Origin of the sequence: Actinomadura scrupuli, assembly GCF_050971785.1 — a bacterium.
Lineage (GTDB): Bacteria > Actinomycetota > Actinomycetes > Streptosporangiales > Streptosporangiaceae > Actinomadura_E > Actinomadura_E scrupuli.
This window is the reverse complement of record NZ_JBPCCU010000009.1, coordinates 338,520-365,480: the sequence shown is the minus strand read 5'-3', so window position 1 is coordinate 365,480 and position 26,961 is coordinate 338,520. Positions and strand designations below refer to the sequence as shown.

Below are 26,961 nucleotides of genomic sequence, written 5' to 3'. Positions count from 1 at the left end.
AGGGCGGACGCGGGGAAAGGGGGTCTCATGGCCGGGCCGAAGGTCGACGAGCACGCGGTACTGGCCGAGCTGGACGCCATCCGCTCCGCGATGGCAGCGGTCACCACCGCGATGAGCCCGCAGACCTGGCAGGGCGGCGCGGCCGGTCGCTTCACCGATGACCTGCGGGCAGCGAACAAGACGCTGTCGGTGATGATGGCCGAGGTGTGCCAGGACGTGGCCGCGGTGAACAGGAAGCCGTGCGGGCCGCCGCCGGCCATGCCGCGAGTGCAGCCGCAGCCCGCGACCGGGCCGGTGGCCTCGGTGTCCCCCGACGGCTTGACCCGGCTGGAGTACGCCTTGCGGGCCGCCGCCGGACGGCTCCCCGTCGTGGGCAGGCGGATCGCCGGCCTGCTGGCGGCTGGCGGCGGGCGGGCGAACACCCGGGCCTGCGATCGGGCCGCCGAGTGGTGCGGCAGGCAGGCCGTGACCACCCGGCAGCGGATCGAGTACGCGCTCGCGTCCGACAAGGTGGACCCGCTGCTCGCCGGCATCGCGTTCAACCGCATGGTGGGCATACCCGACGTGGACCGGTTCGGCGCCGGTGAGATGCGGCAACTCGGCCGGCTCCAGGCCCGGTTGTTCACCAGCGCCTACAGCCGTCCCGGCAGTGATCTCCAGCAGACGCTCGCCGGGGTGGGAGCCCGGCTTCGCGACCACCTGAACGATCCGGACTACCTCAAGGCGTTCTTCGGTGGCATCCCGCCCGGCGCCGCCGGAAGACTCGCCTATCTGCTGCACCGCCACTCCGGCGGTCCGTCGCCGGACAGCACCGACAAGCGGATCCTCGGAGACATGGGTACGGCGCTCGCGGCGCTGTCGCGAATAGAGGCCTTGGAGCGCACGAGCCGCCCGGCCGGGGCGGAGGACGATCGGCCGATCATCGAACACGCGCTCGGAGCGTACGTCGCTGACCTGCCCGGACAGGGTCTGCTGGTGAAGTTCGGCGACGGAAGGTGGGACTCGCACGTACTGGCAGAGCTGGGCCAGGCGGCGCTGCGATGGCGGCTGGACTACCACTCCTACGCGCTGTCCTGGGGTGGTGCCGGCGACAGCGACCTGCCGGCGGACCCGGACGGCGACAACAAAGGCCCGAACGGCCGCCACTGGTTCGACGACTGGGATCTGAAGGAGAAGGACGTCGGCGCCATCAGGGATCTCGACCCCGCGATCAACATCCTCGCCAAGATCACCCAAGCCAAGGACGGCGCCGCCGCCCGCGAACTGGCGAGTGCCGACCTGCCGTCCGTCCTGCAGCTCGTTGACGCCTCCAAGGTCGAACTGAAGTCCAGCAGGCCGCCGGCCTGGCTGTCGCGTATGCCCGGCAAGACCTACGCCTCGCTACTGCTCGCCCCCGACTGGATCGACGGCGGCCAGGCAGCAGGCGGAGTCATCAGGCTCGCCACCATGGCCGGCCGTACGGGAACGGACGGGCAACGGTCAGCACTGATCGCCCGCGAGCTCATGCAGCAAGGAGCCTGGTGGAAGCAGACCGGGCAAAAGCAGGTGCAGGATTTCCTGCGGAACCACACGGTCGGCCGGCCGTTCGTCAACATCGGCGACTCCGTGCATCCCAGGGAAATGACCATGCGCGATTTCGATCTGCAGTACTCGACCAAGCGCGCACTGCTCGACATGAGCAAGGCCTACATCCCGAGCTTCGCCGCACACGACCCCGGATTTCCGTCCGATGCGGGCGAGCCTTTCCTTGACCCGGCGGCAGAAGAGTGGAACATCATGCTCGACGTAGCGACCACTCGCAACTTTTTACGACTGATCGCGAACGATGACAAGATGCGCCGCGAGCTCATCATCGCAGCGCAGCTTTTCGCGCGCCAGGAGCTGGCTTGGGCGATTGAACACGGCACCATCGATCAAGTTGATCACGCCGCAGTGTGGTCAGGACGTCTGAATGCCAACCTTGGCAATGCGCTTCAGGCCGAGTTGATCAGTCAGGGAAAGACCAAGGACGAGGCGGTAAAGCAGACGAAGGAGATGCTTGGGGAGGCCAGGGATCTCGTTGACCAGTTCGGTGACAAAATACCGGTATTCGGCGAACTCATTAAGGTAACCGGTGTGCACTCTGTCTGGAGTCGTGGCACCGACTGGCTTCTCGACCAGATCGAAACCGACGCCTTGGCCCAGGCCAAGCGGAAGGCGGCGGCTATCAACGTCGCAGGCGCGGATCAGGTGTCCATGTCCATTGCCGCAGCCATCTATCGGGCTACCGCCAAAGGTGTCTCCGTGCTGCACTCGGCTGACGGCGAGGTAAAGGTGTCCGACATCTTCAACGTCGACGGCACCTTGCGTGGAGATCTCACCGGGCATACCGCCTACTTGTTCCGGCAATGGGCCAGGCAGCAAATGGTGCCGATCCGTCTGACGATCACGGAGAACGGGCACACCAAGACCATACTGCAACACGTCGCCGGTATGCGCTTCCTGGACAAGGCCAAGGAAGGCTATGGGAGCTCGGGAATTTGATCAGGAGCATAACCGGGAAACATGGGCTCATCTCCTTGTGGCATGGGCGGTCGAAAGCCTAGTAATCTGCCGCAACTTCCCAGAGCGATAGTGCCGTCAGGCCTTCGTGAAGGACCGACCACTGGCTTGTAGTCTGTGCAGATCTGTGTTGCAAAAGCCGGGAGCCGGTACAGGCTGCCATCCGCGGCAACCCGCAGGAGACGGCCAATATTGGTCTCGAGCAGCAAGAGACTGCCATCGTTGAGGGCCACTCCGCCGCTCCATCTCCAGAGCACATCGTGAGGAACTCGAAAGCCCGTTGCCTTCACCTCGCCACGGCGAGGAACGTGGATGATGCCGGTACCGACGACGATGACCTCCCCAGTTCTACCGGGCATGATCGCGGAAGGACTTAGTTCGATCGGGGAAGGTCCGGATGTGCCCTGCCGAGTGCGGGCTTTTCGGACCGCGTCGGCGTAGCCCGCCGGGGTCCAGGGGCGGAGCTTTCCCTGGCCGAGGGCCTCGTACAGGCTCCCGTCCTCGGTGGCCACGACAGGGATTCCGTCATCCCGGACGGCCATCGCGGACGGCTTCCAGCGCTTGAGCAGGGTCCGGCGCTGTGCCTCGGGCAAGAGGCGTCCGGCGGCGTCCACGAAGGTGAGGCTCGTCGGCCCGCCCTCGGCCGGCCCGAAGACGAGCGTCTGCCCGGAGCCGTCCAGGGCGGTCCGGGTGAGCGAGGCGTGCTCCCCGGTGTCCATGGACCACACTCCGGTGCGCGTCGCGGCGAGCACCACCCGGCCGGCGAGCGGGGTCAGCACAGGGAGCACGTGAACTCTGCCGTCGCTGCCGATGCGTACCAGGGTCCGGTTCCGCCCGTTGTCGGCGAAGGTGAAAATCGACCCGTCAGGTGCCGCCGCGATCGCCCCGGAGGCGTAGACGGGGCTTCGCGTCGCGAAGGCGCCGTCGACGGGCTTCTTCTGCTCGCCGTTCCCGGCCAGGACGACGACCTGGCCGGGCGAGGTCGGGGTCGGGTTGATCGGCAGCGGTGACGCGGTCTTCCCGTCCCCACCCCGCGCACAGGCGGACGGTACGGACAGCACGGACAGAACGGCTAAGGCAACGACGACCCTCCGGCAGCGCACGCGTTCGATGATGTCAGGGACGGCGACGCTACGGAACCGCTTGGGGACGCAGTGACACGGTGGAGCTCCTCCCGTGCCCCGATCAGCGGGCCGGCGGCCCGCCCGTCATCGGGGTTGGGGCTCACACGGCGAACGGATACGTCTCGGGCACCTCGCCCTCGTCCCACCGGGCCGTACGCTCGAGCGGCTCAAGGGCCCGGGTCTCGTCGATGTGGATCACCGCGTCGAACTGGTCCGACACCCGGGCGCGGAAGTAGTGGCTCTGCCGTTCGGTCTCCGGCCGGTAGATCACGCCGATCGCCCGCTCCAGGCGCGCGGAGCGCAGCATGTCCGCGGTCCGTGGAGCACTTCCGAAGGAGACCATGAACTCCTTCTCCCCCGCCTCGTGGAACAACTCCTCGACGCTGTCGCCCAGCGCCGGCCGGATCCATTTGCGCTTGGCCGGTCCGCCCCAGTCGTCCGCCGCCGTCACCGTGCCGGTGTAGGTGGTGAAGCCCAGGAGCCGGCACTGCCCGGGATACCGCTCGCGTACGAGCCGGCCGACGTTCAGCTCGCCCCGGATCACGGCCTCGGTGGCCCGGGCGTCGCCGAGGTGGGAGTTGTGCGCCCACACCACGATCTTCGCCGGCTCGGCCCGGCGCCGGCTCAGGTGCTCGGCCAGCGCCTCCAGGGTGGCGGTCATGTGCCGGTCGCGCAGGTTCCAGGAGGAGACCCGCTCGCTGAACATCGCGCGGTAGTACTGCGCGGCGTCCCGGACCGTACGCGCGTTCTGCTCGGTGTCGAAGACCTCGTCCGCGGCGAGCCGGCCGTCCCGGCGCGCGTAGTCCAGGGCGTGACGTTCCAGGTCGACCAGCTGGTCCACCACCTCCTGCTCGCACGTCTCGCCCGCGCCGAACGCCGCCTGGAAGCCGTAGGCCTGGGGATCGTCCTCGCCGTGGTGGTCGAAGCAGGCGTAGCGCTCGCGGGCGCGCGCCGCGGCGGCCGGGTCGACCCGGTCGAGGTAGGCGATGACCTCCCTGATCGACCGGTACAGGCTGTAGAGGTCGAGCCCGTAGAAGCCGGCCTTGGCGGGGTCGGCCCGCGCCCGCGAGTTGTACTCGCGCAGCCACCCCACGAAGTCGAGGACCACGGCGTTGCGCCACATCCAAACCGGGAAGCGCTCGAAACCGCGCAGGGACTCCTCGGCCGTCTCGTCGTCGCCGTGCCCGCGCACGTAGCGGTTCACGCGGTAGGCGTCGGGCCAGTCCGCCTCCACCGCCACGGCGCAGAACCCCTTGTCCTCGATGAGCCGCCGCGTCATGCGAGCGCGGGCCGCGTAGAACTCGTGGGTGCCGTGGGAGGCCTCTCCGATCAGTACGAAACGGGCGTCGCCCACCAGGTCGAACAGCGCCTGGTCGCCCGGCACGCCCTCCTCCACCGGTACGGCTTCGAACCGGATGAGGGCGGCCCCCGCCGGTATCCGCGAGCCGGGACCGGCGGGCCGTGCCCGCGACGCCGCGCGCAGCAGGTCCCGGACCTCCTCCTCGGTGACCTGGACGAAGTCCCAGTACGAGGCGCCCACGGCGAAGAAGGGCGACGGGGTGGTGGCGCACACGACCTCGTTGACCAGGGCCGAGAGCTCCCGGCAGGTCGACTCGGGTGCGGCCGGCACCGCGACGACGACCCGCGCGGGCTGCAGTCGCCGCACGGCCTGAACGGCTGCGCGCATGCTCGCGCCCGTGGCGAGTCCGTCGTCCACCAGGATCACGGTCCTGCCCTCACGATGCGGCGTGGGCCGCCCTTCGCGGTAGACCTGATCCTGCCGGGCCAGCTCCCGGCCCTCGTGCTCGGCCCTTTGCCGTACGGCGTCCGGAGAGAGCTCCAGGCCGCGGATGACGTCGTCGTCGAGCACCACCACGCCGCCGCCGGCGATCGCTCCCATGGCCAGTTCCTCCCGGCCGGGGACCCCGAGCTTACGGACGAGGAAGGCGTCCAGCGGGACGTCGAGCGCGGCGGCGATCTCGTACGCCACCGGCACGCCGCCGCGCGGCAGGCCGAGGACGACGACCTGCGGGTCACCGTGATAGTGCTCGAGGAGTCCGGCCAGCACCTGGCCGGCATCCCTGCGGTCGCGGAACAGGCGGTCCGGCATCTCTCAGCCCCCCATGCCTCGCTGTGCCCGGCCTCTTACCGGCCCGGCCGGACGGCCGACGAAACCACGTCAGGCCGACTCGTCCAGCATTTCGCGCAGGTGCTTCGCGGCCTGCTCGATGTCGGTGTAGTCGTTCTGCGCGGCTCGCACCTCGACGGCGATCAGGCCGCACCGGTGCACTTTCTCGAAGTCGCCGTACGGGAACTTGTAGCGGCTCTTGGTCTCTTCGCCGTGTTCGTCGTCGATGCCCAAGTACCACTTCTGGTACTCGGCGAAGCCGTGCTCTTCGAGATGGTCGTTCTCGGCCTGCGCCGTGGGCTGGTGCTCGCTCCAGTCGTCCCGGTCGTCCGCGACGACCTTGTGCTCCTTCACCAGGCCCTGGGCGTGCTGGAGGGCCTGCTTGTTGAGGGTCACCGCCAAGGTCGATCACCTCCGCCGCGCCGGCCTCTGTCCTCCGATGAGGAGCAGGCCAGGTAGTCGTGTGATGCCGAGGAACAGCTGCTTTTCATGATCTGTACTACCTCTCATGCTACCTCCGCGGCGCCTCCACGCCCTGGACGGCCGCACTCGCCGCGGGGTCCTGGAGGGGGCGCGGCCGTGGGAAGAGACCGACGAAACGTGCCACCGCCTCCTGATCGCCTTCCAGTGTCAGGTCGCCGGAGCGCACGGCGTCGGCGAGCGGGCGGCCGCCGAAGACCAGCGCCCTGAGGGTGGCGAGATCGGTCTCGAGGGTGGCGTCCGGCCGGTCGGCGGGCCCGCGGGCCAGTTCGATACGGCCGCCGGAGACCTCGGCGTGAAAGCGGTCCGCGTCCAGCCGCAGCTCGTAGCGGGCGTGCAGTTCTCCCGCGGCGTACGGGTCGAACGTCGTCCTGAGCGCGAGGATCAGCGCCTCGGCACCGAGCTCGCCGTCGGAGGTCATGGGGGCGCGGCTGCCCCAGCGGGCGAGCTGGAGGAGGGCGGGTTCGAGGTCGTACCCCCACTCGGTCAGCTCGTACACCCAGGTGCCGGCGGGCGGGCCGAGCCTGCGGCGCCGCACCACCCCGGCCTGCTCCAGCTCACGCAGGCGATGGGACAGGACGTTCTGGCTCGCGCCGCGCAGGCCCCGCCGCAGGTCGGTGAACCGCTTGGGGCCGAGCACCAGGTCGCGCACGACCAGCAATGCCCAGCGCTCCCCGACCAGGTCGAGGGCGCGGGCGATCCCGCATGGATCGTCGTAGGTCCTCTTGCCGGGCCCGGTCATCCGGATACTCCTTCATCATCACTCCTGATTAAGGAGCATCTGGTGTTAGTTTAGGACTCACTCGCCGGCCGGAGCGCAGGTCCGGCACCGCCCCCGCGGCGCACGACCTTGACGGAAAGGACGGCCGGCCATGGCCACCTACGTACTGATCCCCGGCGCCGGATCCGACTCCTGGTACTGGCACCTGGTGATCCCCGAGCTCCGCGCGCGGGGTCACGACGTGGTGGCGCCCGACCTGCCCGTCGACGACGATTCCGCCGGGCTGGCCGAGTACACCGACGTCGTGGTGGACGCCGTCGGGGATCGCACCGATCTCATCGTGGTGGCGCAGTCGATGGGCGGCTTCACCGCGCCGCTGGTCGCGACCCGTGTGCCGGTGGACCTCATCGTCCTGGTCGCGGCGATGGTCCCCGCACCGGGCGAGACGCCGGGCGACTGGTGGGGCGAGACCGGTCAGGCAGCGGCGATGCGGGAGCAGGCCGAGCGCGACGGGCGGGTGATCACCGAGGAGTTCGACCCGGTGGCGATGTTCTTGCACGACCTACCGCCGGACGTGCTGGCGGAGGCGATGACCAGAGGACGTGACCAGTCCGGCACCCCGTTCGAGAAGCCCTGGCCGCTCGCCGCGTGGCCGGACGTACCGACCAGGTTCCTGCTGTGCCGCGACGATCGGTTCTTCCCGGCCGAGTTCCAGCGCCGGGTCGTACGGGACCGTCTGGGCATCACCCCCGACGAGATGGACGGCGGCCACCTGCCCGCGCTGGCCCGTCCGAAGGAACTCGTCGAGCGCCTGGAGACCTACCGCGCCGAGCTGTAGCCGTACCTCGAGAGGCACGGCCGGCTTCGGGCCGCCGCCGCTCCGTGTGGAATCGTGACGGATGCCCGGTCAGCCCACCGGGATGTCGCGACGCCGGAGCCCGGCGAGCCCACCGGCGGTGAGCACCGCGGTGATGCCCACCAGCCAGAGCAGGGGCGTCGCCGACACCACGCCGCCCGGCAACTCCGGAGTGTGGGTGAACGGGGAGAGGTCCAGCAATGTCTGGTCCAGCGTGAGCGCCTGCCCCAGCACCCCGAGTGTCAGGCACACCGCGAGGACCGCCCAGGCGACGACGGGCGCGAACCTGGGCAGGAGCCCGAAGAGCGCCACCGCCAGCGCCGCCAGCAGCCAGACGGCGGGAAGCTGGATCATGGCGCCGGCCAGCACACGAGGCAGTTCGCGTCCCACGTCGCCGGTGTTCAGGCCGTGGACGAGCCCGGCGGACAGTCCGGCCATCGCCAGGACCAGCGCCGGACCCAGAGCCGAGAAGGCCAGATGGCCGGCCGCCCACTTCAGCCGGCCGACCGGCGTGGACAGCACGGGTTCGGCCCGCAGCCCTGTTTCCTCGGTCCGCAGCCGCAGGGTGGCCTGCACGGCGTACGCGGCGGCGAACAGGGCGAGGATGCGCATGATCCCGGCCAGGTAGGAGTCGGTGAGTGCGGACTGGCCACCCATGCGGGTGAACATGTCCGCCAGGTCGGGATTGTCCTTCGCGATGTCCACGACACTGTGGGCGAAGGCACCCAGCACCAGGCCGAGCGGGATGAAACCCGCGACCCAGCCGGCCAGCAGGCTTCGGTGCAGCCGCCAGGCCAGGCCGAACGGGCCACGCAGGTCGCCCGCCGCCCCGGCCGGGCCGAGCCGTGGGGCCAGCACTCCGGCGCCGACGTCCCGCCGCGCCGACAGCGCGACGGCGGCCGCCGCCAGCACGGCGACGAGCACGGCGGCCGCCGCCAGGATGAGCCATCGTTCGTGCTCGTACGCACGGATCTGGTGCGCCCACCCGATCGGCGAGAGGGCCGACAGCCATGACCATCCACTGCTGGCACCGCTGAGGTCACCGGAAAGACGCAGCACGTACGCCACTCCCAGCACGGTCATGGCAAGGCCGCGCGCGGCGCCCGCACCTTCGGTGAGCTGGGCGGTCAGGGCCGCGATCCCGGCGAAGACCCAGCCGCTCAGGGCGAAGCTCAGCCCGAGCGCCCACGAGCCCGAGATGGGCAGGCCCGTGCCGATCAGGGCGAGGGCCACGAGGACCGAGAGCACCAGATCGGCGGCCAGCGTCACGATGAGGGCCGCCACCAGGGCGGCGTGCCGGCCGACCACGGTCGAGCCCAGCAGCTCGCGGCGGCCCGACTCCTCCTCGGTGCGGGTGTGCCGGACGACGGTCAGCACGCTGATCAACGCCACGACGACGGTGAGGAAGCCGAGCCGCTGCGCGATGATCGCGCCGAGGCTGGAGTCGTACAACGGCCCGTACAGCGCGACGTAGGTCGAGCTGGCTCCGACGGTGTCCGCATAGTGCTGGCGCTCGGCCGCCGTGGACACGACCGATTCGGTGGCCGAGACGATGCCCACCGGGAGCAGCGCCAGCCATCCGATCCACATCGGCAGCAGGAACCGGTCGCGCCGCAGCACCAGCCGTACCAGGCCGCCGACGCCCACCAGGCTGTCCTTCATCGCGATGCCTCCGAGAGGGCGGCCGGCTCGTCGTAGTGGCGCAGGAACAGTTCCTCCAGGGTCGGCGGCCGACTGGTGAGGGTGCGGACGCCGACCTGGGTCAGGTGCTTGAGCACCGCGTCCAGCCGGGCGGTGTCGACCTCGCAGCGCACCCGGGTGCCGTCGACCCGCAGGTCGTGGACGCCGGGCAGCCCGGTCAGCCCGGTCGGTGGTCCGGCCAGGTCGGCGTCGATCGAGGTACGGGTCAGATGGCGCAGCTCGGCCAGCGTGCCGCTCTCCGCGGTCCGGCCCTTACGGATGATGGTCACCCGGTCGCACAACGCCTCGACCTCGCTCAGGATGTGGCTGGACAGCAGAACCGTCCGGCCGTTGCGGCGTTCCTCGGTGATGCACTCGCGGAAGGTCTCCTCCATCAGCGGGTCGAGGCCGGACGTCGGTTCGTCCAGCACCAGCAGTTCCACGTCGGAGGCGAGTGCGGCCACGAGCGCGACCTTCTGCCGGTTCCCCTTCGAGTAGGCGCGGCCCTTCTTCCTCGGGTCCAGATCGAAGCGTTCCAGCAGGTCGGCCCTGCGTCGGGCGTCCAGGCCGCCGCGCATCCTGCCGAGCAGGTCGATCACCTCCCCGCCGGACAGGTTGGGCCACAGCGTCACGTCGCCGGGCACGTACGCGAGCCGTCGATGCAAGGTCGTGGCGTCCCGCCAGGGGTCGCCGTCCAGCAGCCGGACCGTGCCCGCGCTGGCCCGCAGCAGACCGAGCAGGACGCGGATCGTGGTGGTCTTACCGGAACCGTTGGGCCCCAGGAAGCCGTGCACCTCTCCGGTGGCGACTGAGAGGTCCAGGCCATCCAGGGCCTGGGTCCGGCCGAACGATTTGCGTAGTCCGGAGATCGAGATCGCCGGTGTCGCCGATGTCATCACGGGGGGTTCCTCCTGGTCGGAAGGCGGTCGCGGGAGTGCGGGGGGTCACGGGCCGGTGAGCCGGCGCGGAAGGCGGGCTCATGGCGGCGTGCCGTCTCCCGCGGCGGACGACGGGCCCGCCTTCAGAAACTGCTCCAACGTGGCACGGCTCTGCGCGACGAGCTCCGGGCTGAGGAGGTCGTCGGTGAAGACCTCCAGTACGGCCAGGCCGAGCCGTGGATATCCCTCGAGGGTGAGGGTGTCGACGTCGAGCGCCCGGGACAGATGCTCGTGCAGCACGATGATCCCCAGGCTCAGGGCGGTGATGGTTGCGGCGTACGCGTGCAGATCGGACGTCTGCGGCTCGGCGATGCCGGGCGGAGGGTCGGCCAGGTACCGCTCGCTGTAGCCGACCAGGTCGTCGAACAGCTTCGCGGCGGCCGGGGAGCCGTCGACCATCGCGCGCGCCACGTAGCGCCGCACCGGCATGGTGGCGCGCATCGTGACCGAGAAGATGCCGGGATCCCGCATCCCCGTGCTGGTCGCCTGATCGTTCGCCCGCCGGATGACCTCCATCGCGTGCGTGTCACAGGCCGCCCGCAGCTCCTCCTTCGAACCGAAGTGGTGCTGGACCAGCCCGGGCGACACCCCGGCGGCCTCCGCGATGCCGCGGATCGTCGCCCCCCTGACGCCTCGCTCCGCGAACTGCAGCAACGCGGCGTCCCTGATCCGCGCCCGGGCCGTCAGGTCCTCGAACACCGGGTCACTCGATCGATCATCCGATCCCACTGTCACCATCCCATACACATGTATTGCTGACAATACGCGCGTATGGTCGTGGCTGTACAGACGGCAGGGTGATCGGAAGCCGGATCGGTCGCCCGACCGGGCTTCCTATCCGTACGAGATGCCCGCGAGATCGCCTCTGTCTATCGTTGCCTTCGTGACGGAGAGAGCCGGTGAACTGGTCGGCGGGCGGTACCGGCTGGTCGAGCCGATCGGACAGGGCGCGATGGGCCGGGTGTGGCGCGGCCACGACGAGGTGCTGGACCGGGAGGTCGCCGTCAAGCAGGTCCTGTTCCCGTACGGGCTTCCGGAGGAGCAGCGGGAGTCGCTGATCGGGCGGATGCTGCGCGAGGCCCGCGCCGCGGCCCGGCTCAACCATCCGGGGATCGTCACCGTCCACGACGTCGTCGAGCACGACGGCGTCCCGGCCATCGTGATGGAACTGCTCACCGGCGTGTCCCTGGGCACCGCGATCGAACGAGAGGGCAGGCTTCCGCCGGAGCGGGTGGCCGGGATCGGGGTCGCGATGCTGGACGCGCTGCGCGAGGCGCACGCGGCGGGAATCGTGCACCGGGACCTGAAACCCGACAACGTGCTGCTCGCCGGCCGTCGGATCGTCATCACCGACTTCGGTATCGCCGGTATGGCCGATGCCACGGCGTTGACCGTCTCCGGGGCCGTGATGGGAACCCCGCGGTACATGGCGCCCGAGCAGATCGAGGGCAAGCCCGCCACCGCGGCCAGTGACCTGTGGTCGCTGGGCGCCACCCTGTACACGGCGGTGGAGGGCCGGCCTCCCTTCGCCGGACCGACCCTGACCTCGCTGTACGCCGCGATCCTCACCCAGGGCCCCCGCCCGCCCGAGCGGGCGGGCCCGCTCACCCCTGCCCTGGCCGGCCTGCTGGTCAAGAATCCCGATGACCGGGCCACCGCCGAGCAGACCGCCCGGGCGCTGGCGTGGGCCATGTCCGCGCTCCACTCCCCACCGGTGGGCAACACCGTGCCGAACCACGCTCCTGGCCCCGGCATGGCCCCGGTCCAGGGCACCACCACGGTGCCGCCGGGACTGCACGGGCCCCGGCCGCCCGGCGGACACGGGCTGAGACGCGGGGTCGTGCTGCTCGGCGGCCTGGGAGCCATCGCCTTGACGGGCATCGCCGCGACGATGATTTGGTGGGGAACGACGTACCTCGGGACGCGTGCGCAGCACGGCAAAGAGACGCCCACCGCCTCGGGAACGCCGTCCGTCGCCTCCGGGACACCGTCTGCCGCGTCGGGATCCCCGTCGCCCGCGAACCCGACACTTCAGGCCGGAGCCACGTCCCTCGCCGGCACCACGTGGAGCGGTGTGGACTCCGACGGGGACTACTACGTCTTCACGTTCGTCGCGGATGGCCACGTCAAGTATCGGAGCCCCACCGGCAACTGGGACAACCAGGAGGATCGCTGGTCGGTGAACGGCTCCAAGCTCACCATCGACATGAAGGGCGGTTACTCGATCTACGAGGGCACCATCACCGGGAACACCATCTCCGGCAAAGCCCACAACGTAACGGGACGGCGATGGACGTGGAGCTTGCGGAAGAACTGAAGGTCCGGGGTGCCACCGGTGCTCGGCCGGTACGTGATCGGACCAGGGCCGCACCTGCCGCATGTTGGACTGTAGAGTCCATATTGTTAACCTGACCGCCGGACGATGACGTTGGGCGAGCCCGCCCGCCAGCGGACCGCCCCACCGGAAGGGCATGGATGCGCGTGCTGACGCCGAAGGGTGCCGCCACCCGGCAGCGAATCGTGGAGGGCGCGGCACGCGTGATGCGGGAGCGCGGGCCCGCCAACGTGGGGCTGGACGACATCCGGGCCGTCACGTCGACGAGCAAGAGCCAGCTGTTCCACTACTTCCCGGACGGCAAGGCCGACCTCCTGCTGGCGGTGGCGACGCACGAGGCCGAGCAGGTGCTGGCGGAGCAGCAACCGATGCTCGGCGACCTGACGACCTGGCCCAAATGGGAGGCCTGGCGCGAGCGCGTGATCGAGATATACGAGGCCCAACGCCAGGAATGCCCCCTGTCGGCCCTCACCGCACAGCTGGGCATGGCCGACCCGGCCGTCCGCGACATCATCACCGACCTCTACGAGCGGTGGCAGGCGTACATAGCCGCCGGCGTCCAGGCCCTCAAGGACAGCGGCGCGATCGACTCCGCGATCGACGTGGACAACGCCGCCATTGAGATCCTCACCGCTATTTCGGGCGGCGCCACGATACTGATGGCGACCGATCGCATCAGCTACCTCGAGATCAGCCTCCGCGAGGCCATCGACGGGCTACGCCGGCCGGCATCCACCAGCGGACCCGCGACGTCGCCATCGGTCCGGTCGTAGCGGCCGGGATTCGTATCCGGTAGGCCGGTAAAGACGATCAATAGGCCGGTTCCCGATCCTGGGGACCGGCCTCTTACCTGTCTGCTTCTGGGCGCGGTGTCCGCTGTCCACCAGAGCATCGAGCGCGGCGATCCGGGCGTTCGCCTCCGCCCAGCGGCGCGTGGAGGCCGCCGTCCCGAAAATTTCCCAGAGATTATCTGCCACTCCCTCCCGTTTCGGGACTGTTAACAACGTTCGGCTCTCGGAGCCGAAACCTCCCAGACACAAGGTCCGGGTGAAAACAAACAAGAGAGGAGTGGTGACGTCATGTCTCCACTTGCAAACCGCCTACGGAAGGTCGGAGGCGGGACGATGCTCGGCATCATCACCATGATCGCCATGCTGGCCTTCCAGGGGTTCGGGTTCGTGTTCACCACGAACCTGGCTCCGTTGCAGGCCAGTGCGGCCATCGCGGTGCTGGGCACCCCCGTCATCGCGCTGTGGGCACTCAAGCAGCACGGATGGGCGAAGATGCGCCCGTCCCTGTTCACCAAGCAGCAGAGGCGAGCGGTCTACCGCATCGCGCTCGGCAGCTTCTTCGTCAACATCTGCGCCCCGCTGGCGACCGCCCTGCTGGGTGCGGGGCCGGCGGCGACGGCGACCACCGTGGGAAGCCTGATGGTGGGCTTGCTGCTGCTGCGGGGGCTTCCCCCGCTGCTCATGCGAGCTGTCGTCGTGATCGGCGTGATCCTCAGCACGAACGCGCTCGCCGGACACCTCAACGTGCTCGGCGTCGTCGCGGCGGCTCTCGCCGCCTGGCATTTCTGGAACCTTCCGGGGTGCCTGAAGATGCTGGGCGCCGGCGGCCCGAAGGTCGACGACCGTTCGGACCAGGGCATGGTCTGGGCGAACGTCCTTGCCACGCCATTCGTGTTCGCCACGGCGGTCGGCCTGTCCCTGTTCCAGGACCACATTCCGGTTCTGGCTGACATGGAGGGAACCACCTGGAAGTTCGGTTCGGGGCAGCTGGGGACCATGGCCATCACAGCGTTGTTCGTGATGGTGATCCCGGTCTTCCTGACCAACTTCGCTTCGCGGATCCTGAGCAAGGACAACGTGGGAGCGATGAGTTCGATGGCCGCTCCCGTCTACGCTCTGGTCGGGGTGGCCGCCACCGCTGTCGGGTTCGCCCACCTGGCGTCCCCGATCACCTACCAGTGGGTCGGCTTCTTCGTCGTCACCCTCGTGGCGGCCAGTGTTGTTCTGGTCGCCGCCGACAAGGCGAAGGCGAACGAGGACTTGGCCGCTGTGCAGAGGGCCAAGGACGAGTTCGAGTCGTGCGCGACCGGCCTCTCGCCGGAGGAACTGGCGGAGCTGCGCTCCGTCGGATGCACCTCCCCGGCGGAGCTGATCGAGGTCGGGCGTTCGAACGCCGACGTGCGCCTGGTCGTCGACCTCATGAGGGTCGGCGCCACGAGCACCGAGGCGTTGACGCTCCTCGCCACGTCTCCGTCCGCGGAGAACCTGAGCAGGTACCTGCAGTTGCGCTCCGTGACGCGCGCGTCCGATGGCGCGCGGCTCTCGCACGACGAGGCTCGCGAGGCCGTGGTCGAGCTGAGCAACGTCAAGGGGCGCGAGGCGCGGGAGCAGCTCGGCACCATCCTCCGGCAGTTCCAGGGGGGTGGAGCGCCCGAGCAGGTTCTCGCAGTGCAGGCACCGGCCAGCGTCTGATCACGTGAACGGCGTCGGGTTCCGTGACGTCCCCCCAGGGCGTCACGGATCCCTATGCCGATGACCCGCTCCACGGCGCCGTGGAGCGGACCTTCCGCACGAGCGGATCAATCATGATCCGTAAGTGAACATATGGCCGGCCTCTCAGGAGGCCGGCCCATCTCTTTCCGCAGAGCGTCGGCCCCACGCTTACGTTCACCGATCATCTGCTGATCTGCCCGCCGCCGAGGGAAGGCGATGACCCTCATGATCGAACCGATCGACCCCGCCCGGCTGCCCGCGTCGTCGCCCGCCTACACCCACGGGACGCTGGTACGGGGGGCGCAGCGGACGCTCTTCATCAGCGGCCAGCCGCCCTGGACCCTCGACGGCGACATACCGGCCGACTTCCCCGGGCAATGCCGTCTTGCCTGGGACAACGTGAAAGCCGTGCTCGCCGAGGCCGGTATGACGGTCCGCGACCTCGCCAAGGTCACCGTCTACCTGTCCGACCGGCGGTACCGTGAGGCCAACTCCCGGATCCGCCACGAGGTGCTCGGCGACCACCGCCCCGCGATCACGATCATCATCACCGGCATCTATGACGAGGCCTGGCTGCTGGAGATCGAAGCCATCGCCGTCGCGCCCGACCCCGCTCTCCCCGCCGCGGAGAACACGCCGGATCAACGCGGGTGAACCCGCGCATCCGCGTGACGTCGGCAGCGATCGCCCTCGACCCGTGCTGGCCTGAGCCCCGACGTCGAGCGCTGCCTGAACGGCCGGCCAGGAGGTGAGGTCGGGGCCGTAGCCGATCGACTGGTTGCTGATCTCGCCGACGGTCCATCGGCTGTGCTCGTGGACGAAGTTGATCTCTCCGGCGCTCAGGACGGGGGCGCCGCCGGCGCAGGCGACGTGTTCGCTGCGTTGCGGAGCGAGCCGCAGAGTGCCGTCCACGTCGATGAACGATCAAGAGGCCAGCTCCCGATCTTGGGAACTGGCCTCTGAGCTGGTACTTCTCTGTCGGGGTGGCGGGATTCGAACCCACGACCTCTTCGTCCCGAACGAAGCGCGCTACCAAGCTGCGCTACACCCCGATTGGTGGCTGCCCGGGAGTCGTACGTGCCTCCCGGCGCCTTGGACAGCTTAGCGGATCCCCAGGAGTGCTGCGATCGCTTAAATCCAGGCAATCCCTGGGCCACCGAACCGATGGCGCGCCGAAAGCGGCCGGACGGGAGTGGTCAGTACGGCCGGGGTACGAGCGTGAGCAACGAGGCCTCGGGCGGGCAGCAGAACCGGACCGGGGCCATCGGGGAGGTGCCGAGGCCGGCGGAGACGTGCAGCCAGGAGGGGCCGTTGCGGTGCAGGCCCTTGACCCGGGCGCGCTCGATGCCGCAGTTGGTGACCAGGGCGCCGTAGAACGGCACGCACAGCTGGCCGCCGTGGGTGTGCCCGGACAGCAGCAGCTCGTAGCCGTCGGCGGAGAACCGGTCGAGGTTGCGCGGCTCGGGTGAATGGCTGACGCCGATGTGCAGGTCGGCCTGCGGGTCGACCGGGCCGGCGATCTTGTCGTAGCGGTCCCGGTTGATGTGGGAGTCGTCGATGCCGCCGAACTCCACGTCGAGGTCGCCGACCTTCATGCGCCCGATGCGGTTGTTGAGGTCCAGCCAGCCCGCGGCCTGCAGGGACGAGCCGAGCTCGCGGTAGGGCAGGTCGGGCATGCGCCGGTTGCGCTCGTAGTCCTTCTTGCTGGTGCGCCACAGGTAGCGGGCGGGATTCTTGAAGACCGGGGAGTACAGGTCGTTCGAGCCGTACACGAACACGCCCGGACGGTCGAGCAGCGGCCCGAGGGCCTCCAGGAACGGCCCGATGGAGTCCCGGTGCGAGATGGAGTCGCCGGTGTTGACGACCAGGTCCGGCTCCAGGGCGTCGAGGGAACGGACCCAGTTGATCATGCGCCTGCGGCCGGGGGTCAGGTGCGTGTCGGAGATGTGCAGGATCTTGATCGGCGGGCGCCCGGGGGGCAGCACGGGCACGTCGTAACGGCGCAGGTGGAACCAGTTGCGCTCGATGACCGACGCGTAACCGATCCCGGCGGCACCGGTCCCGGCCAGGGCCAGGGGTACGGCATAGAGCTTTCGCACGATTCTCCTTACAACGACATCTTCCATGCTGCCAGAGATGCGCAGATCCGCAGAACGTTCCGGGATGAAAGCATTGCGCAATGGTGCTTTCCGGGCGCGCCGCGCGGGTAATGCGGATGAGGCGGAGCCCCGCACGCGGCATCATGGACCTCATGAGCGCCCTGAAGGAGAAGCTGCGGTCCGACCTGTCGACCGCGATGAAGGCGCGCGACGAGCTCCGCACTCGTACGCTGCGCATGGCCCTCACCGCGGTCACCACCGAGGAGGTCGCGGGCAAGCAGGCCAGGGAACTGTCCGACGAGGAGATCGTCAAGGTGCTCGCCCGGGAGGCCAAGAAGCGCCGGGAGGCGGCCGAGGCCTTCGCCCAGGCGGACCGGGCCGAGCAGGCGCAGGCGGAGCGGGACGAGGGCGCCGTGCTCGACGCCTACCTCCCCGCGCAGCTCTCCGACGACGAGCTGGTCGCGCTGGTGGCCGCCGCCGTCACCGAGAGCGGTGCCGAAGGCCCGCGGGCGATGGGTCAGGTCATGAAGCTGGTGAACCCGAGAGTCGCCGGCCGGGCCGAGGGCGGCCGGGTGGCCGCCGAGGTGCGGCGTCAGCTCGGCACCTGAGGCAGCCGCCGGGACCCACCCCGAGCAGGCCCCCGATCCGCCGGATCGAGGGGTCTGCTTTCTTTGCGGACATTCTACGTGCCGGTAGAGAAACTTTCCGTAGCCGTTCGCCGCCCAGGTCAGACCCCTGATCGATGATCAAGATGTCCACTTAGTCACAAGTTTCGATTATGACTAGGTAAGAACCAGGTTTAGTCGCTAATGTCACTTGACCACTATGGGGCGGGGTTTTGGAGGTCACAGTGCGGCGGAAGTCCACTGCAGGGGGATGGCGCCGGGCGCGGGCGGCTGCCGGGTTGACAGGGGCGGTCCTGCTTCTCGCGACGGCGTGCTCCGGAGGTGGCAAGGGCGACGGGGTGCCCGCCGCGGGCAAGGAGGACACCGCCGCCCCGCAGGTGACCATCACTCCGGTCGACGGGACGGGTAAGGCCAAGCCCGAGCAGGGCATCGAGGTGAAGGCCGCCAACGGCACCCTCGAGACGGTCGCCGTGCAGCTCAAGGGCCAGGCGGTCCCCGGCGTGCTGTCTCCGGACAAGACCTCCTGGAAGTCCTCCTGGACGCTCACGCCCAACTCCTCCTACCAGGTGACCGCGACGGCCAAGAACGCCAAGAAGAGCACGACGGCGAGCAGCAAGTTCAAGACCCTGAAGGCGTCGCAGACCCTGTCCATCAGCTCGGTCATGCCGAGCGCGGGGCAGCGCGTCGGCATCGGCATGCCGATCGTGGTGAACTTCAACCGCTCGGTCACCGACCGCAAGGCGGTGGAGCGTTCGCTCCAGGTCGTCTCGGACCAGCCCAACGAGGGCGCGTGGTACTGGTACGGAAGCCAGCAGGCGATCTTCCGGACCAAGAAGTACTGGGCGCCCAACCAGAAGATCGCGCTCACCGCGCACCTGGCCGGGGTGAAGTCGGGTTCGGGCACGTACGGCACCTCCGACTTCAAGCTGAAGTTCAAGATCGGTGACTCGCACGTCAGCAAGGTCAACGTGCGGACCCACCGGATGACGGTCTCCATCAACGGCAAGAAGGTGAAGAACGTCGGCATCAGCGCCGGCAAGGGCGGCGAACGCAAGTACACGACGACCAACGGCGTTCACCTGACGATGGAGAAGGAGAACCCGGTGACGATGATCTCGCCGGGGATCAAGGAAGGCGAGCCGGGCTACTACAAGGAGATCGTGGGCTACGCCGTCCGCATCTCCAACAGCGGCGAGTACGTCCACTCCGCGCCCTGGTCGGTGGGCTCGCAGGGCAACAGCAACGTCAGCCACGGCTGCGTCAACGCCAGCCCGGCCTTCGCCAGGTGGTTCTACAACCTCGCCCAGTGGGGCGACATCGTCACCATCACCGGCACCAGCCGTGAGCTGGAGTTCGACAACGGCTTCGGCTGGTGGCAGAAGCCGTGGAAGCAGTGGGTGAAGGGCAGCGCGTTCGACAAGCCGGTGTCCACGGCCGCGTCGGGGACGGTGGCCACGACCCCGTCGGAGACCCCGGCCGCCGGTGCCGGTACGACTCCGGCCGCCGGAGCGGGTGCGACCGCGGGCACCCCGACGCCCTGACCTCTCCGCTTCAGACCCGGCCTCCGGCTCAAGCCCGGCTTCCGGCTCAGGCCCGACGCACGAGACCCCGATCCGCGGCCGGATCGGGGTCTCTCGCGTGAGGGGCGACCGCTACGGGGTGCCGCCGTCGATGGGCGGCCACTGGAAACCGTTCCCGCGGTTACCCAGGCCGGGAAAGCCTGGATCGTCAGGATTGTCGTCCGAACCGCCGCCCGCGTCCTTGCCGTTGCTGATGAAGATCAGGACGGTGGTGCCCTCTTCTGCCTTGCTGCCGCCGCCGGGCGTGGTGTACGCGACCGTTCCCGAGGGCTGGTCGGAGCGCACCGGGCTGGGCGAGACCGTGGCCTGGAAGCCGGCGGCGGCGAGCTCGGCCTTGGCCACGCCGACCGACGCCCCCTTCACGTCGGGAACCTCGACCGAGGTGACGTCGCCGAAGTCGTTGGTCGGCTCGGTGAAGGACATCACCGGCTTGCCGTCGAGGGCCTCGCGCATCGACCGTGCCCAGATCGGGCCGGGGATGGTGGCGCCGTAGACCCCGTAGACCGGGTACTTGAAGCCGCCCCGGATGTCCCAGTAGGCCACCGCGGAGGCCAGGTTGGGGGTGTATCCGGCGAAGACCGCGCAGGAGAACTCTTCGCAGGTGCCGGTCTTGCCGGCGGCGGGACGGCCGACCGAGGGCACGCCCTTGGCGGTGCCCTGGCTCAGCACACCCCTGAGGATCTTGCTCGTCTCGTCGGCGATGTCGCGGTCGACAGCCTGGTGGCAGTCCTGCTTGGGCACGTTGAGCTTGTGGCCCTTGGCGTCGGTGACCTCGGTGATGGCGATCGGCGCGCAGTACTTCCCGCGGGCCGCGATCCCCGCGTAGGCCGCGGACAGATGGACCATGTCGACCTCGTTGGTGCCCAGCACCTGTGAGGTGAAGGGCAGCAGCCGGTTGCCGTCGGCGCGCTTGAGGCCGAAGTTCTCCGCCATCTTGATCGCGTCGCAGACGCCCACCTCGCGCTCCAGTTGCGCGTAGAAGGTGTTCACCGAGTGCCAGGTGCCGGTCCGCAGGTTGAACCGGCCCTTCTCGCTGTCACCCGCGTTGCCGACGTCCCAGGTGCCGCTGGTCAGGTTCTTGCCGTGCATCTCCTTGTTGTTGATCTTCATGTAGCCCTCGTACTCGCAGGGCGCGAAGCCGCCGATCGAGATCCGGGCCGGAGAGTTGAAGCTGGTGCCGACCGTGATCCCCTCGTCGAGGGCGGCCATCAGCGTGAAGACCTTGAACGTCGAGCCGGCGGAGACGCCGACGCCGCCGCCGTGCCGGGAGTCGGCCGCGAGGTTGATGGAGGTCTGGCGCTTGCCGTTGCCGAAGCCCTTGCTGGTGGCGATGGCCTTGATCTTGCCGGTGCCCGGCTCGACCATCGCCTGGGCGCCCACCTGCTTGCTCTGCGGGGAGACCTCGCCGGTCAGGCCCTCCTCGGCGGCCCGCTGCGCCTGCGGGTCGAGGGTCGTACGGATGTTGTAGCCGCCGCGCTTGAGCTTGCGCAGGACCACCGCCTGCTTGGCCGGCGTCATCTTCCAGTACTTGCCGCCGGACAGGATGTCGAGCATCTCGTAGCGGACGTACTCACAGAAGAACGGCGCCCTGCTGGTGTCGCAGCCGCCCTTGGGCTTGTGCTGCTTGAGCTTGATCGGCTCGTTGGCGGTCTTGTCGGCCAGCTGCCGGGTGATGATGCCCAGGTCGGACATCCGGTAGAGCACCGTGTTGCGGCGTTTCAGCGCCGCTCCCTCGTGCAGGGTCGGGTCGTAGGCGTACGGGCTGTTGGTCACCCCGGCGAGCAGCGCCGACTCGGCGAGGTTCAGCTTGGAGGCCGGCTTGTCGAAGTACCGCTTGGCCGCGGCCTGCACTCCGTAGGCCCCGGCGCCGAAGTAGGCGACGTTGAGATAGCCCTGCAGGATCTCGTTCTTGGACATCTTCTTCTCGACGTCCAGGGCGTACCGCAGCTCGCGCAGCTTGCGGCCCACGGTGGGCGCGGTCACCGCCCGCTCCTGCGCCGGTGTGTCGGCGTTCTCCAGCAGCAGGTTCTTGACATACTGCTGAGTCAGCGAGGAGCCACCCTGCTTGGTCGCACCGGCCTGGGCGTTGGTGGCCAGCGCCCGGATGGCGGCCTTGATGTCGAGGGCCCCGTGTTCGTAGAACCTGGAGTCCTCGATGGCCACGATCGCCTTGCGCATGATGTCGGCGACCTGGTCCAGCCGTACGGATTCGCGGTACTCGTCGAAGAACGTCGCCAGCTGGGTGCCGTTCGCGGCGTAGACGACCGTCTTCTCCGGCGGCGGCGTGGTGTTCAGCTCAGAGGGCATGTTGTCGAAGGCCGCGGCCGCGTCGCGTGCGGTCAGGCCCACGCCGCTCACCCCTGGCAGCACCACCAAGGCGACCAGGACGCCCGCCGCCACACTGGCTGCGACCAGCTGGAACAGCTTGGTGAACGCGTTGTCCTGATCCGGATTTTCCTGCACGCGTCTAAGGTACCCGGGACGACAAAACACATACGGGGCAGCGGCCGCCGGTTACCGCCCCGGTACAGGTAACTAGTCCGATCCGGCACCGGGCTATATCGAGAATGGGCCCATTGGGGGCTGTTGAATCGCCCCTCGCTTCCGTAAGTTCTTCCCCACGGCTTTCGTTTGGCGGCCAGACGTCCGCGCCCGTACTGGCCATGGAGCGCAGAACACACAAGACCCTAGGGGAGTGGGGCCAAGATGTGGATCACGGATTGGACTGCCCGCGCCGCCTGCCGTAACGCGGATCCAGATGCCCTCTTCGTGCAGGGAGCGGCCCAGAACCGGGCCAAGCTCATCTGCCGAGGGTGTCCAGTGCGGACAGAGTGCCTGGCCGACGCGCTAGACAACCGAATTGAATTCGGTGTCTGGGGTGGTATGACCGAGAGGGAACGGCGTGCTCTGATGCGGAGGCGCCCGGATGTCACATCCTGGCGTGACCTGTTGGAAACCGCGAAGGAAGAGTACGAGCGGTCCACGGATGACACGGATGCAGACGTGGACGTGGACGAGCTCGTCGCAAGCTGACCGAGCCTGCAGGCCCCCGGCCCCCAGTCGGATGTGTCGCTCGTTTCAATGGATCTTGGCTGGGAGCCGTCTGCTCCCAGCCAAGATCCATTTGTGTCGACTTCGGGTGCCGGGCCGACGTCGGGTGTCGGCATCGAGTGCCGGCAGGTCAGGCGGCGGGCTCGAGGGGGGTGCCCAGGGCCTCGCCGACCAGGCCCAGCCCGTCCAGGTCGTGGACGTCCTCGGACTGCGCGGGCACCGCGACCACCGGCACCGTCGGATGAGCCGAGCAGAAGTGCTCGCGCAGCCGGGCCTCCCGGGCCGCGAGCAGCATGCGCTCGGCGTGCAGCCGGAGCAGGGCGGCCGTCAGGGTGTGCTCGCCGCGTTCGGTGAGCATCTCCGCGGCGGCCTGGCTCCGCGCGGCCGACAGCGTCGAGACCGCCGGCTCGTCCCCGGCCTCGTGGCCCACCTCGTGGACCCGGTTGACCACCAGACCCGCCAGCGGCATCCGTTCCGCGGCGAGTCGTTCCACGAAGTACGACGCCTCCCGTAGCGCGTCCGGCTCCGGCGAGGCGACGACCAGGAAGGCCGTGCCCGGGGTCTGCAGGAGCTCGTAGGTCTTCTGGGCGCGTTCCCGGAAGCCGCCGAACATCGTGTCGAAGGCCGCCACGAACGTCTGGACGTCCCTGAGCAGCTGGACGCCGATGACCTTGTTGACCACGCTGGTGAACATGCTGAACCCGGCGCTGAGCATCTTGACCCCCAGCCGGCCGCCGGTCTTGGCCGGGGCCGCGAGGATCTTCATGAAGCGGCCGTCCAGGAACCTGCCCATGCGCTCCGGTGCGTCCAGGAAGTCCAGGGCGTTACGCGACGGCGGGGTGTCGACCACGATGAGGTCCCAGGCGCCCGACCGGTGCAGCTGGCCGAGCTTCTCCATCGCCATGTACTCCTGCGTCCCGGACAGGCTGGACGACAGCGACTGGTAGAAGGGGTTGGCCAGGATCTGCTTGGCGCGGTCCGGATCCGAGTGCGCCTCGACGATCTCGTCGAAGGTGCGCTTCATGTCGAGCATCATGGCGTGCAGCTCGCCGTCGCCCTCGAACCCCTCGATCCGGCGCGGGCTGTTGTCGAGCTCGCTGAGCCCCATGGACTGCGCCAGCCGGCGGGCCGGGTCCACGGTGAGGACGACGACGTCGCGGCCTCGCTGGGCGGCGCGCAGCCCCAGGGCCGCGGCGGTCGTGGTCTTGCCCACCCCGCCCGACCCGCAGCAGACGATGATCCGGGTGCGCTGGTCGTCGATCAGCCGGTCGATGTCGAGGACGGGCGGAGCCTTCGGGCTCATCGGACGGTGCCTCTCTTTTGTGCCTGTTCGCGCGGGTCCGTGGTCATGCCGCGCCCTGCTCGCGCAGGGTCTGGGCGAGATCGTAGAGCCCGGCGAGGTCCACGCCCTCGGTGAGCAGCGGCAGCTCGTAGCGGGGCTGCTCCAGCACGGACAGCCGCTCCTTCTCGCGCCGCTGCAGCGCGGTGCGCTGGGCGCGGTCGGCCGCCTCGGCCGCCAGCATCGCGGTGATCTGCCCGGCGTCCTGTTCCAGCCCGGCGGCCTTCACCCCGCGAGTGATCTCCTCGAGGTCGAGCCGGCCGTCGCCGGCGGCCTCCAGGTCCGCTTCGGGGAGTACGGAGGGCCGCTCCATGTTGACGATCACTCCGCCGACCGGGATGCCGTTCTCGTGCAGGTCCGCGACGCCGTCCAGGGTCTCCTGGACCGGCATCTCCTCGAGCAGCGTGACGAAGTGCACGGCCGTCTCGGGGCTGCGCATCACCTGCATCACGGTGTCGGCGTGGTTGCGGATGGGCCCCATCTTGGCCAGCCCGGCGACCTCGGTGTTGACGTTGAGGAACTTGCTGATCCGCCCGGTCGGCGGGGCGTCCATCACGACCGCGTCGTAGACCCGCGATCCGTTCTTCTTCCTGCGCCGTACGGCCTCGCTCGCCTTGCCGGTGAGGATCACGTCACGGAGCCCCGGGGCGATCGTGGTGACGAAGTCGACGACCCCCAGCTTGCTCAGCGCCTTGCCGGCCCGCTTGAGGTTGTAGAACATCTCGAGGTACTCCAGGAGCGCCTCTTCGGTGTCGATGGCCAGGGCGTAGACCTCGCCGCCCTCGGGGGCCACCGCCACCTTGCGCTCCTCGTAGGGCAGCGGCGGGGTGTCGAAGAGCTGGGCGATGCCCTGCCGGCCCTCGACCTCGACGAGCAGGACCTTGCGCCCGCCGGCGGCGAGCGCCAGCGCGAGCGCGGCGGCCACGGTGGTCTTCCCCGTGCCGCCCTTGCCCGTGACGACGTGCAGTCGGACGCCGTCCCAATCGGTATCTCTCGCGCTCACTTGACCCAGATTATCGTTCGCTGTGCAAGGACTTCCTTCTTACCCCGGTCGGTGGGGGTGACGCTGGCCACCTCCGGTCCGAGCCCCCGGTCGACGCGAGCCCGCTGATCTCAGCGTGCCCGGAGAATAGGGTGGGAAACGACGAAACCGGCGGCTTGCCGCCGCCGTCACATCACCGGAGCCGGACCAGCAGGTTCCGGCGCCGTACAGTGAGGTACGCGAGAGAGGTGACCGCAATGGGCGCGGTAATCGTCCTCCTGGTAATCCTGGCCTTCTTCGTCCTGGTGGGTCTCGCCACGTCGGTCCGGGTGGTCCAGCAGTTCGAGCAGGGCATCGTGTTCCGGTTCGGCCGGGTCCAGCTGAACGGAGTTCGCCAGGCGGGTCTCACCACGATCGTGCCGATCGTCGACCGCATGCAGAAGGTGAACATGCAGACGGTCGCCATGGGAGTCCCCGCGCAGGAGGGCATCACCCAGGACAACGTCAGCGTACGGGTGGACGCGGTCGTCTACTTCCGGGTCATCGACCCGATCAAGGCGGTCGTCAACATCCAGAACTACGCGTACGCGATCTCGCAGGTGTCGCAGACGTCGCTGCGTTCGGTGATCGGCAAGGCCGACATGCAGGCCCTGCTCTCCGAGCGCGACACCATCAACGCCGAGCTGCGCGAGATCATGGACGAGATGACCGAGAACCCGTGGGGTGTGCGGGTCGAGCGAGTCGAGATCAAGGACGTCTCGCTGCCGGAGGGCATGAAGCGGTCGATGGCGCGGCAGGCCGAGGCGGAGCGGGAGCGGCGGGCCCGCATCATCACGGCCGACGGTGAGTACCAGGCCTCCAAGCGGCTGGCCGCCGCCGCGCACGAGCTGTCCAAGGACCCGGCCTCGCTCCAGCTGCGGCTGCTGCAGACCGTCACGGAGGTCGCCGCGGAGAAGAACAGCACCCTGGTCATGCCGCTGCCGGTCGAGATGCTCCGCTTCTTCGACCGGATGGCGCCGGCCGAGCCGGCGGCCGCCGGCGACCGGGAGCCGACCCCGGCCACGCCGCTGGAGGAGGAGCTGCTGCCTCCCATCGAGCCCGTCGGCGACATGCCCCCGATCGAGGCCTCGCCCGAGGTCGAGCCGCAAGCCCGCCCCGAGAGCCTGTAGGCCTCCGAGCCGTCCTGCGGTGACGGGGGTGCCCCCTTGGTGCCCCTGTGACCTCAGGGCGGCCTGTGGCTCCTCACGCGGCCCTGTCGCACGGGGGACCCGCGCATCGTTAGGGTTGGGCCCATGAAGAAGTGGGAGTACGCGACCGTTCCGCTGCTGGTCCATGTCACCAAGCAGATCCTGGACAACTGGGGCCAGGACGGCTGGGAACTGGTCACCGTCATTCCGGGCCCGACCCCGGAGAACCTGGTGGCCTACTTCAAGCGCGAGCTGACGTGAGCACACCCGAGGAACGCCTCGCCGAGCTGGGCCTGGAGCTCCCGGACGTGGTGCCGCCCCTGGCGTCGTACGTTCCCGCCGCCCGCAGCGGCCCGTACGTCTACACCGCCGGGCAGCTGCCCATCGTCAAGGGCGAGCTGGCCGCCGTGGGCAAGGTGGGCCTGGAGGTCACCGCGGAGCGCGCCGCCGAGCTGGCCGCGATCTGCGCGCTCAACGCCATCGCCGCGCTGCGGGCCGAGACGGGCGAGCTGTCGAAGATCAAGCGCATCGTCAAGGTCGTCGGCTTCGTGGCCAGCGCGCACGACTTCTACGGTCAGCCGCAGGTGATCAACGGCGCCAGCGATCTGCTCGGCAGCGTCTTCGGGGACGCCGGACGGCACGCCCGCAGCGCCGTCGGCGTCCTGGTGCTGCCGCGCAACGCCCCGGTGGAGGTCGAGCTCATCGCCGAGGTCGCCTGACCTCCCGCCATCGCGTGCGGCCGCCGCGCTCCTCCGTGCCTCCTCCGTGATCACGCAATCGTTGGACGATG

General features: G+C 69.2%; 23 protein-coding genes and 1 tRNA gene. 12 read left to right on the top strand and 12 right to left on the bottom strand.

What is annotated here, in order from left to right; genetic code table 11:
* The first annotated feature begins 27 nt into the window (after positions 1-27).
* Positions 28-2,523 carry a hypothetical protein gene (locus ACRYCC_RS34155; protein WP_433817970.1) on the top strand — a complete coding sequence of 832 codons (2,496 nt, stop codon included), beginning with the start codon at positions 28-30 and terminating at the stop codon, positions 2,521-2,523.
* Here the strand turns inward: ACRYCC_RS34155 and ACRYCC_RS34150 are convergent.
* The 4 genes from ACRYCC_RS34150 to ACRYCC_RS34135 all read right to left on the bottom strand — a co-directional run bounded on the left by ACRYCC_RS34150 (position 2,502) and on the right by ACRYCC_RS34135 (position 7,015).
* On the bottom strand, positions 2,502-3,602 hold the full coding sequence (locus ACRYCC_RS34150; RefSeq protein WP_433817968.1) for a hypothetical protein: 1,101 nt from the start codon (positions 3,600-3,602) through the stop codon (positions 2,502-2,504). The two genes, ACRYCC_RS34155 and ACRYCC_RS34150, sit on opposite strands and share 22 nt — an antisense overlap.
* A gap of 163 nt (positions 3,603-3,765) precedes the next feature.
* A complete protein-coding gene (locus tag ACRYCC_RS34145; RefSeq protein ID WP_433817966.1) occupies positions 3,766-5,775 on the bottom strand; it encodes an erythromycin esterase family protein in 2,010 nt (669 codons plus the stop codon).
* 69 nt (positions 5,776-5,844) lie between these two features.
* Positions 5,845-6,195 (bottom strand): hypothetical protein, encoded by a 351-nt coding sequence (locus tag ACRYCC_RS34140; protein ID WP_433817965.1) that lies wholly within the window; start codon positions 6,193-6,195, stop codon positions 5,845-5,847.
* Positions 6,196-6,304: 109 nt separating this feature from the next.
* Positions 6,305-7,015, bottom strand: coding sequence for a winged helix-turn-helix transcriptional regulator (locus ACRYCC_RS34135; RefSeq protein ID WP_433817964.1), 711 nt, complete (start codon positions 7,013-7,015; stop codon positions 6,305-6,307).
* Between the two features lie 130 nt (positions 7,016-7,145).
* Here ACRYCC_RS34135 and ACRYCC_RS34130 point away from each other — a divergent pair, with 130 nt between their 5' ends.
* The gene (locus ACRYCC_RS34130; protein ID WP_433817963.1) at positions 7,146-7,832 is read left to right on the top strand and encodes an alpha/beta fold hydrolase; all 687 of its coding nucleotides are present in this window, start codon (positions 7,146-7,148) and stop codon (positions 7,830-7,832) included.
* A 69-nt stretch (positions 7,833-7,901) separates the two neighbouring features.
* Here the strand turns inward: ACRYCC_RS34130 and ACRYCC_RS34125 are convergent, their stop codons facing one another.
* From ACRYCC_RS34125 to ACRYCC_RS34115, 3 genes are all read right to left on the bottom strand, one after another.
* Entirely contained in the window at positions 7,902-9,512 is a 1,611-nt protein-coding gene (locus ACRYCC_RS34125; RefSeq protein WP_433817962.1) for an ABC transporter permease, read from the bottom strand.
* Positions 9,509-10,426, bottom strand: a complete 918-nt coding sequence (locus ACRYCC_RS34120; RefSeq protein ID WP_433817961.1) for an ABC transporter ATP-binding protein — start codon at positions 10,424-10,426, stop codon at positions 9,509-9,511. Before ACRYCC_RS34120 ends, ACRYCC_RS34125 begins: the two co-directional genes overlap by 4 nt.
* 81 nt (positions 10,427-10,507) lie before the next feature.
* A complete protein-coding gene (locus ACRYCC_RS34115) occupies positions 10,508-11,167 on the bottom strand; it encodes a TetR/AcrR family transcriptional regulator (protein ID WP_433817960.1) in 660 nt (219 codons plus the stop codon).
* A gap of 184 nt (positions 11,168-11,351) precedes the next feature.
* Here ACRYCC_RS34115 and ACRYCC_RS34110 point away from each other — a divergent pair, with 184 nt between their 5' ends.
* The 4 genes from ACRYCC_RS34110 (at position 11,352) to ACRYCC_RS34095 (ending at position 15,961) form a co-directional block, all read left to right on the top strand.
* The gene (locus ACRYCC_RS34110; protein ID WP_433817959.1) at positions 11,352-12,785 is read left to right on the top strand and encodes a serine/threonine-protein kinase; all 1,434 of its coding nucleotides are present in this window, start codon (positions 11,352-11,354) and stop codon (positions 12,783-12,785) included.
* A gap of 164 nt (positions 12,786-12,949) precedes the next feature.
* Positions 12,950-13,576: a TetR/AcrR family transcriptional regulator gene (locus ACRYCC_RS34105; protein WP_433817958.1), complete on the top strand. Its 627-nt coding sequence runs from the start codon at positions 12,950-12,952 to the stop codon at positions 13,574-13,576.
* Between the two features lie 306 nt (positions 13,577-13,882).
* Positions 13,883-15,286: a hypothetical protein gene (locus ACRYCC_RS34100; RefSeq protein WP_433817957.1), complete on the top strand. Its 1,404-nt coding sequence runs from the start codon at positions 13,883-13,885 to the stop codon at positions 15,284-15,286.
* A 246-nt stretch (positions 15,287-15,532) separates the two neighbouring features.
* Positions 15,533-15,961: a RidA family protein gene (locus ACRYCC_RS34095; protein WP_433817956.1), complete on the top strand. Its 429-nt coding sequence runs from the start codon at positions 15,533-15,535 to the stop codon at positions 15,959-15,961.
* 324 nt (positions 15,962-16,285) lie between these two features.
* Here ACRYCC_RS34095 and ACRYCC_RS34090 read toward each other — a convergent pair.
* Together ACRYCC_RS34090 and ACRYCC_RS34085 are read right to left on the bottom strand one after the other, a co-directional pair.
* Positions 16,286-16,359, bottom strand: a tRNA-Pro gene (locus ACRYCC_RS34090).
* Positions 16,360-16,503: 144 nt separating this feature from the next.
* Positions 16,504-17,406 (bottom strand): metallophosphoesterase, encoded by a 903-nt coding sequence (locus ACRYCC_RS34085; RefSeq protein WP_433817955.1) that lies wholly within the window; start codon positions 17,404-17,406, stop codon positions 16,504-16,506.
* Between the two features lie 152 nt (positions 17,407-17,558).
* Here ACRYCC_RS34085 and ACRYCC_RS34080 point away from each other — a divergent pair, with 152 nt between their 5' ends.
* Both ACRYCC_RS34080 and ACRYCC_RS34075 read left to right on the top strand, forming a co-directional pair.
* Positions 17,559-18,014, top strand: coding sequence for a GatB/YqeY domain-containing protein (locus ACRYCC_RS34080; RefSeq protein WP_433817953.1), 456 nt, complete (start codon positions 17,559-17,561; stop codon positions 18,012-18,014).
* Positions 18,015-18,310: 296 nt separating this feature from the next.
* The gene (locus tag ACRYCC_RS34075; RefSeq protein ID WP_433817952.1) at positions 18,311-19,573 is read left to right on the top strand and encodes a L,D-transpeptidase; all 1,263 of its coding nucleotides are present in this window, start codon (positions 18,311-18,313) and stop codon (positions 19,571-19,573) included.
* A 111-nt stretch (positions 19,574-19,684) separates the two neighbouring features.
* On the opposite strand, the gene ACRYCC_RS34070 is transcribed toward ACRYCC_RS34075, so the two are convergent.
* Positions 19,685-22,075 (bottom strand): penicillin-binding protein, encoded by a 2,391-nt coding sequence (locus ACRYCC_RS34070; RefSeq protein ID WP_433817950.1) that lies wholly within the window; start codon positions 22,073-22,075, stop codon positions 19,685-19,687.
* 243 nt (positions 22,076-22,318) lie between these two features.
* Here ACRYCC_RS34070 and ACRYCC_RS34065 point away from each other — a divergent pair, with 243 nt between their 5' ends.
* Positions 22,319-22,645 carry a WhiB family transcriptional regulator gene (locus tag ACRYCC_RS34065; protein ID WP_433817949.1) on the top strand — a complete coding sequence of 109 codons (327 nt, stop codon included), beginning with the start codon at positions 22,319-22,321 and terminating at the stop codon, positions 22,643-22,645.
* A 148-nt stretch (positions 22,646-22,793) separates the two neighbouring features.
* Here ACRYCC_RS34065 and bagB read toward each other — a convergent pair whose 3' ends face one another.
* Both bagB and bagA read right to left on the bottom strand, forming a co-directional pair.
* Positions 22,794-23,966, bottom strand: coding sequence for an ATPase BagB (gene bagB, locus ACRYCC_RS34060; protein WP_433817947.1), 1,173 nt, complete (start codon positions 23,964-23,966; stop codon positions 22,794-22,796).
* Positions 23,967-24,009: 43 nt separating this feature from the next.
* A complete protein-coding gene (gene bagA, locus ACRYCC_RS34055; RefSeq protein WP_433817945.1) occupies positions 24,010-25,005 on the bottom strand; it encodes an ATPase BagA in 996 nt (331 codons plus the stop codon).
* Between the two features lie 236 nt (positions 25,006-25,241).
* Here bagA and ACRYCC_RS34050 point away from each other — a divergent pair, with 236 nt between their 5' ends.
* From ACRYCC_RS34050 to ACRYCC_RS34040, 3 genes are all read left to right on the top strand, one after another.
* Positions 25,242-26,153, top strand: a complete 912-nt coding sequence (locus ACRYCC_RS34050) for a slipin family protein (RefSeq protein ID WP_433817944.1) — start codon at positions 25,242-25,244, stop codon at positions 26,151-26,153.
* Positions 26,154-26,276: 123 nt separating this feature from the next.
* The gene (gene sp36 / locus ACRYCC_RS34045; RefSeq protein ID WP_433817943.1) at positions 26,277-26,432 is read left to right on the top strand and encodes a Sp36 family protein; all 156 of its coding nucleotides are present in this window, start codon (positions 26,277-26,279) and stop codon (positions 26,430-26,432) included.
* Entirely contained in the window at positions 26,429-26,890 is a 462-nt protein-coding gene (locus ACRYCC_RS34040; protein WP_433817942.1) for a RidA family protein, read from the top strand. The genes sp36 and ACRYCC_RS34040 overlap by 4 nt, the downstream gene beginning before the upstream one ends.
* The last annotated feature ends 71 nt before the right edge of the window (positions 26,891-26,961 follow it).

Coding starts and splice junctions, on each gene's coding strand:
- ACRYCC_RS34155 (WP_433817970.1), top strand. CDS start 28: ATGGCCGGGCCGAAGGTCGACGAGCACGCGGTACTGGCCGAGCTGGAC.
- ACRYCC_RS34145 (WP_433817966.1), bottom strand. CDS start 5,775: ATGCCGGACCGCCTGTTCCGCGACCGCAGGGATGCCGGCCAGGTGCTG.
- ACRYCC_RS34135 (WP_433817964.1), bottom strand. CDS start 7,015: ATGACCGGGCCCGGCAAGAGGACCTACGACGATCCATGCGGGATCGCC.
- ACRYCC_RS34130 (WP_433817963.1), top strand. CDS start 7,146: ATGGCCACCTACGTACTGATCCCCGGCGCCGGATCCGACTCCTGGTAC.
- ACRYCC_RS34125 (WP_433817962.1), bottom strand. CDS start 9,512: ATGAAGGACAGCCTGGTGGGCGTCGGCGGCCTGGTACGGCTGGTGCTG.
- ACRYCC_RS34120 (WP_433817961.1), bottom strand. CDS start 10,426: ATGACATCGGCGACACCGGCGATCTCGATCTCCGGACTACGCAAATCG.
- ACRYCC_RS34100 (WP_433817957.1), top strand. CDS start 13,883: ATGTCTCCACTTGCAAACCGCCTACGGAAGGTCGGAGGCGGGACGATG.
- ACRYCC_RS34095 (WP_433817956.1), top strand. CDS start 15,533: ATGATCGAACCGATCGACCCCGCCCGGCTGCCCGCGTCGTCGCCCGCC.
- ACRYCC_RS34080 (WP_433817953.1), top strand. CDS start 17,559: ATGAGCGCCCTGAAGGAGAAGCTGCGGTCCGACCTGTCGACCGCGATG.
- ACRYCC_RS34065 (WP_433817949.1), top strand. CDS start 22,319: ATGTGGATCACGGATTGGACTGCCCGCGCCGCCTGCCGTAACGCGGAT.
- bagB (WP_433817947.1), bottom strand. CDS start 23,966: ATGAGCCCGAAGGCTCCGCCCGTCCTCGACATCGACCGGCTGATCGAC.
- ACRYCC_RS34050 (WP_433817944.1), top strand. CDS start 25,242: ATGGGCGCGGTAATCGTCCTCCTGGTAATCCTGGCCTTCTTCGTCCTG.
- sp36 (WP_433817943.1), top strand. CDS start 26,277: ATGAAGAAGTGGGAGTACGCGACCGTTCCGCTGCTGGTCCATGTCACC.